The sequence below is a fragment of the Alteromonas sp. 1_MG-2023 genome (assembly GCF_030547075.1).
GTDB lineage: Bacteria > Pseudomonadota > Gammaproteobacteria > Enterobacterales > Alteromonadaceae > Alteromonas.
Genome location: NZ_JAUOQH010000033.1, coordinates 1 through 5,460, shown reverse-complemented (window position 1 = coordinate 5,460; position 5,460 = coordinate 1). Strand labels below are relative to the sequence as shown.

Below are 5,460 nucleotides of genomic sequence, written 5' to 3'. Positions count from 1 at the left end.
ACTAATTATGGCTCTGGCTGAAAAGTTAACCCACGAAAATGCGGAGGCTAGCATTTCACAGGGAGTCATTGTGTCTATGTTTCAAGGAAAATTAAGTGAAAGTATTCTTGATAGCCGCGCTGGCATTATCACTAGCAATTAATGTCTATCAATTTAAGTTCAGCCCGAAGTCTGCAAACTTGGTCTTAGCTAATTCGTCACAAGCGGAATGTATTAATAAATTACGTACGCCGTCCAGTGAGGCAAATATCATCGGGCCTAGTTTTCTTTCCGAATACAAAGCGCTCGACCTTAACCTCAACTCCAATAGCTCTTTTAATAAAGAAGTATCTGGCTGTTATTTTGACAGTTACTTAGAAAACGTTACAGTAGATAACCTCGCTGAAAAAGTTCATTTGTTACGCTCAACCGGTAGTAACAGCGTTACATTTTTCAAAGATGCATCGTCCAACGAGTTTACTATTTACGGCCGGAGTAAATGAAACATAACAAACAAATTATGTCACTCGCTGCCGCTCCTGGGACCCAAACACGTGCGCGGCTTCGCCATTTTTGCACACGTGTTTGCGCCCCATATTTGGAAGTTAGAAGGCGTCAGCCTAAACTGCTATTGGTTTAGCAAAAAATCAGTTCAACTACCTTCACCTGTTGTCTCCAATATCGCCCGAGCATCGGTAGTTTTAATGTCGCCGCGCTTACTTCAAAGGTTGTGCAATAGGCGCTTTATCCGCTAGTTCTTATTACTACTCAGCAAGCGCCATTGCACTTGATAATTCATAGGGCGGTTTGCTTCAGTCAAATCACCTACATCACTGCACTGTTGTTTTACTTGTTTGTGTTAATAATCAATCGTATGCTGGCTTCAACAGTTTTTAAAATGCCCAAAGGAACAGGCTCTGCTTCTAACAAAGCGCTTAAGTCACTCCCTTCGGTCGCTGGGACGCCTATACGCGGGGCGGCTTCGCCATTATGCCCCACGTATCAGCGCCCCTTAGCTTAAAGTTAGGGTTACAATGAGATATATTTTACTTTTCGGATTGATCTTAAGTTTTCAATGTATACCTGAAGATATAAATCCTCTGATTGGTCATTGGAAACCTGATCTTAATAGGTCACTAGCTAGTACAGAAAAAGGCTCAAAAGCATACCATTGCTTTAAAATTAAATTATGTGGTTCTACTGATATGATTTTTTCAGAAACAGAACTCACTTCTATTTCATATACTGGCAAAGGTGCAGAATTAATGCGCGACTCTGAACCGTATGAAATTACTTCGTATATTGGTAATCAAATTTCGATATATTTCCCTAATAAAGAAAGCAGTTTTATTTACCACCTTAAGTCTGAAATTCTTTATTATTCATCTGAGAAGCATGGCTTTACAGAGTTTTTTGTGTTGCAAAAGTAACCCTAACAACTCAATTAACTCGCTCACTGCGTTCGCTGGGACACATACACGCGGGGCGGCTTCGCCATTATGCCCCACATGTCTGCGCCCGTTATTGAAAAGTTAGAAGGCGTCAGCCTAAACTGCGTTTCGCTTAATAAAAAATCAGTTCAACCAACCTCACCTGTTGTTTCAAAAATCGCTCTGGCTTTTGGTGGTTTTAAATTCGCCGCACTAACTTCAAAGGTTGCGCATTAGGCGCTTTATCGCCAAGTTCTTATTCAACGTCAGCAAGCGCCAATGCGTCCGACAGTTCAAATGGCAGCTTGCTTCAGTCAAATCAAAACCATCACTGCACAGTCGTTTTACTTGTTTGTGTTAATAATCAATCGTATGCTGGCTTCAACAGTTTTTATAAAGGCCAAAGGAACAGGCTCTGCTTCTAACAAAGCGCTTAAGCCACTCCCTTCGGTCGCTGGGACGCTAACACGCGGGCTGACTCACTTCGTTCGGATTTTAGCCCACGCGCTAGCGCCCCTTAGCTTAAAGTTAGGTTTCTAGGAAACGGAGTCACTTTGAACAGAAAATGGATTTTATTTTTGCCTTTCTTTCTCACAGACTGTGGATATAAAGGCGATGGTGAGTACAACGAGTCAGGATGGTTCCTAAAGAATTATTCTTTAATTTTGCCGCAAAAAGACTTCGCTTCAAATCGTGAATATAGCTTTTCTATTAACGGATACGGCTCTCACGACACGTCATTTCTTCGCGTAAGATTGTCAAATGACGAGCCTGTAAACTTTCATGAATTGGATACAACTCTAGAAGTACGAATAATCGGCAAAAATAATGTTACATACTTTTATAGAAGCTCCCCCCTTAATGCTCATTATTTGAGAATGGTTGAATTAGGTGAGGCCCAATGGGCAAATGACCTTGAATGGCATTCGCGCTATCAGTATTCGGATGAAAAAATGAAAAATAGGGCTGTTTCTTTCGACCCAGCCTCTAAACCAATATCAACGTCAGATGTTATGTATATTCACAGTTTTCCTTCTGGGACTGAAAACTATAAAGTTAACGTGAAAATCGGAAATGTCCCAGAAGCTTATGAAAACACCAAGATTTCACTAGAGTTTATTTCAGGTTGGAAATAGCTAATGTCGCAACAACCTAACAACTCAATAAACTCACTCACTTCGTTCGCTGGGACGCATGCACGCAGGGCGGCTTCGCCATTATGCCCTACGTGCTTGCGCCCGTTATTGAAAAGTTATACGCCTTAAGGATTAAGCATATGAGTAATGAACAAAAAGCATTACAAGACATAAGGAATGCTGTTGGAACTGAAGTTGGTGAATACAGCGTCGACGAATTTATCAGTCATCATTTAGAAGAACTCCCTTCAAGTTATTGGAAAGCCAAAACCGGATTTGAAGTTCCAGAAACTCATCAGGTTATAGATTTATTAATTTTAAGAAGTAAATGGGACGACGAAGAAGTATACGATTTCACGCTACCAGACGACGTTACTGATTATGTTATTTCCGTCAAGTATGACGATAGTGGAGTATTAGAAGACATTGATATGGAAAGTTAGTACGGCGCATAACAAAAAAATAAAGTCATTCGCTATCGCTCATTGGGACGCTAACACGCAGGGCCGCTTCGCTATTATGCCCTACGTGTTATCGCCCCTTATTTAAAAGTTATGCTCCTATGAAGGTTTTATGTACATTTTAGGAAGTGATAAAGAGATTATCGATCCAGAACTGGGGATGCTTCAGGAAGCTTTAGAACTGTTAGATTCAAAACTCGTTAGCGTTAAATCCGAAATAGAGGCGTCCAATGATCCCGATTCAGATGGAATTTTAGACAGAGGAGAGTACTTCATCGGTTTAGGGTTTGTCAGTATTCAGCAGTATTTAAACGATACTCTTACTTTTTCAAAAGTTAATAAAAGTGAAGCGTTAACTTTAGGAAAAAAACATGAATCTGGAGTGAGCTTCATATCAGCAATAAATGCGGCGGCTAATTGGTGGAAACACGAAGCAGAGTGGTGGAAAGACTTAGACAAATTAAACCCTCAATCGAAAAGTACTGTCGAAAGAGTATCGAACTTGATTGAGAGCCCTTGGTACCCTCTCTCTAATTTGTTAAGTGTTTTGGTAAAAGATAAAGAGTGTAGATTATTAAATGTACTACCACTGCTTATTGAATGGAGAAATGCAGTTGTTACCAAAGCCGGAGCATAACAAGTCAATCAACACACTCACTGCGTTCGCTGGGACGCATGCACGCGGGGCGGCTGCGCCATTATGCCCCACATGTCTGCGCCCGTTATTGGAAAGTTATATGCCAAAGGAATACGAATATCATCTGGTTTAGAAAACTCAAAAGCCCCCACGTACCTTTAGGCATTCCAATAGAAGATGGTTTGGCTATATTAAAAAAGATTGGAAACCCAGTATTCTCTGAGTCCGACAAGGAAAGGCAATATAAGGTTTCAAATTCAGCTTGCAATGTAGCTATTTATGAAACGAATGGCTTTGTTTCAAGTGCCTGGTACGACGATCCCATTGGAAGATTTTGGAATCTTGGCAGACAGAAAAAAGTAAATCTATACCTTTCTCGCTACGACGTTATTAGCAACTGGGAAGCTAGGCTCAATAATGGGTATATTCAGTTTTATTTTAACGATGCGCTTGGATTGAGCATGGCTTATGGATTACACAAAGATGTCATCAGGTTTAATAAACAAGGCATATAACAAAAAAATCAAGTTCGCCCGCTGCGCGGGCTGGGACGCATACACGCGGGGCGGCTTCGCCATTATGCCCCACATGCCTGCGCCCCTTATTTAAAAGTTATAAACCATGTCGCATTTTGGGCTTAAACTCTTCTAAGCTCCCTTGCCTATCAAGCTTTCGCCTTTCAAACTAAGTTCGTAATCCCATCAGCTTCCGCGTTCAGCGTAGCAACTATGTTTAACGCTGGTTTTTCAAAATACATCGTAGGATATTCAGCATTCGACTGCGTAAGCAACGTGGTAGTTTGTCGCCGCTTTTCATAGCGCTATTCTTTAAGGCCGTCGCCACATAACGTTAGGGTGTCTCACCTATTTCAGTTGCTCCATCAAGGTTACCAACAACCTTTCCACTCTTTTAAACTCAGCGTTCGTTCACCGTGCGCCATGGCTTGTTTTAATAAACCGCTGGTGTATGCTGCTGTTATTGTTATTTTTTAAACAACTTTGTTTGTTCGTTTATAACAAACAAATTAAGTTCGCCCGCTGCGCGGGCTGGGACGCAAACATGTGGGCTGGCTCACTTCGTTCGGATTTTAGCCCACAGGTCCGCGCCCCTTATTTAAAAGTTAGCTGCCCACAAGGAAGATTAGTATGCAGAGTAGATTTGAAATTCGAAAAAGATTCACAATCTTAGCTTGGATATTCATATCCACAGTATTTTTTTGGAGTATGAGCTTCCTTCCTCATCAATTTGATTTAGGCTCGTTTCTTTCATACATGATTTTATTGTTTGGAGGAGGTTTTGTGTTTCACTTCTTCACAGAGATGCTAAGCGCTCCTGCCACTGAGGAAAATTGGAGCCAATGGGGGGAGTTGGCAATGTATTTGGTTAAAGCTGCACTTTCGATCATCGCTGTTTTCGCTATAGCTTACATTGAAAAATTCCTTTTTTTCATGGCAGGTATTCCAACAATCGTAGTTCTATTTACTTCTATGTGGTATTCAATCTCGCAGGCAGAAAAAGCGCATAGTGTGTTGTATCAGATCAAGGGCAGCTAACAATGCGCTTAAGCCACTCCCTTCGGTCGCTGGAGAGCTCCCCCTATAAAGTAGACACCTAACTTAGTATCAGGTAGGTGTAAAATGGCTAAAATAGTCAGTGCAGAACGGGTCGTTGAATACTCACTGGAATTTAAAATTCGGGTGGTTAAGTTGACGCTAGCATTAGATGTTAAAGCGAAGGATGTTGCGGACATCTTAGGGCTCCATCCGATAATGATTTATCGTTGGCGACAAGAGTACAGAGCAGGTAAATTTAAAGAA

General features: G+C 41.3%; 8 protein-coding genes. All 8 read left to right on the top strand.

Going from position 1 to position 5,460, the window contains the following annotated elements; all coding sequences use genetic code 11:
* The first annotated feature begins 95 nt into the window (after positions 1-95).
* Entirely contained in the window at positions 96-482 is a 387-nt protein-coding gene (locus tag Q4561_RS19620; protein WP_303462942.1) for a hypothetical protein, read from the top strand.
* 531 nt (positions 483-1,013) lie between these two features.
* Entirely contained in the window at positions 1,014-1,409 is a 396-nt protein-coding gene (locus tag Q4561_RS19615) for a hypothetical protein (RefSeq protein WP_303462941.1), read from the top strand.
* 554 nt (positions 1,410-1,963) lie between these two features.
* The gene (locus Q4561_RS19610; RefSeq protein ID WP_231519548.1) at positions 1,964-2,545 is read left to right on the top strand and encodes a hypothetical protein; all 582 of its coding nucleotides are present in this window, start codon (positions 1,964-1,966) and stop codon (positions 2,543-2,545) included.
* 140 nt (positions 2,546-2,685) lie between these two features.
* Entirely contained in the window at positions 2,686-2,988 is a 303-nt protein-coding gene (locus Q4561_RS19605; RefSeq protein ID WP_303462940.1) for a DUF2004 domain-containing protein, read from the top strand.
* Between the two features lie 130 nt (positions 2,989-3,118).
* Positions 3,119-3,643, top strand: coding sequence for a hypothetical protein (locus tag Q4561_RS19600; protein ID WP_303462939.1), 525 nt, complete (start codon positions 3,119-3,121; stop codon positions 3,641-3,643).
* Positions 3,644-3,825: 182 nt separating this feature from the next.
* The gene (locus Q4561_RS19595) at positions 3,826-4,158 is read left to right on the top strand and encodes a hypothetical protein (protein WP_303462938.1); all 333 of its coding nucleotides are present in this window, start codon (positions 3,826-3,828) and stop codon (positions 4,156-4,158) included.
* A 630-nt stretch (positions 4,159-4,788) separates the two neighbouring features.
* Positions 4,789-5,196, top strand: a complete 408-nt coding sequence (locus tag Q4561_RS19590; RefSeq protein WP_303462937.1) for a hypothetical protein — start codon at positions 4,789-4,791, stop codon at positions 5,194-5,196.
* An 84-nt stretch (positions 5,197-5,280) separates the two neighbouring features.
* On the top strand, positions 5,281-5,460 hold a 180-nt coding region (locus tag Q4561_RS19585), incomplete at its 3' end, for a transposase (protein ID WP_303462936.1).

Excerpts from the sequence above, each read along its gene's own strand:
- Q4561_RS19615 (WP_303462941.1), top strand. The coding sequence starts at position 1,014 with ATGAGATATATTTTACTTTTCGGATTGATCTTAAGTTTTCAATGTATA.
- Q4561_RS19605 (WP_303462940.1), top strand. The coding sequence starts at position 2,686 with ATGAGTAATGAACAAAAAGCATTACAAGACATAAGGAATGCTGTTGGA.
- Q4561_RS19600 (WP_303462939.1), top strand. The coding sequence starts at position 3,119 with ATGTACATTTTAGGAAGTGATAAAGAGATTATCGATCCAGAACTGGGG.
- Q4561_RS19590 (WP_303462937.1), top strand. The coding sequence starts at position 4,789 with ATGCAGAGTAGATTTGAAATTCGAAAAAGATTCACAATCTTAGCTTGG.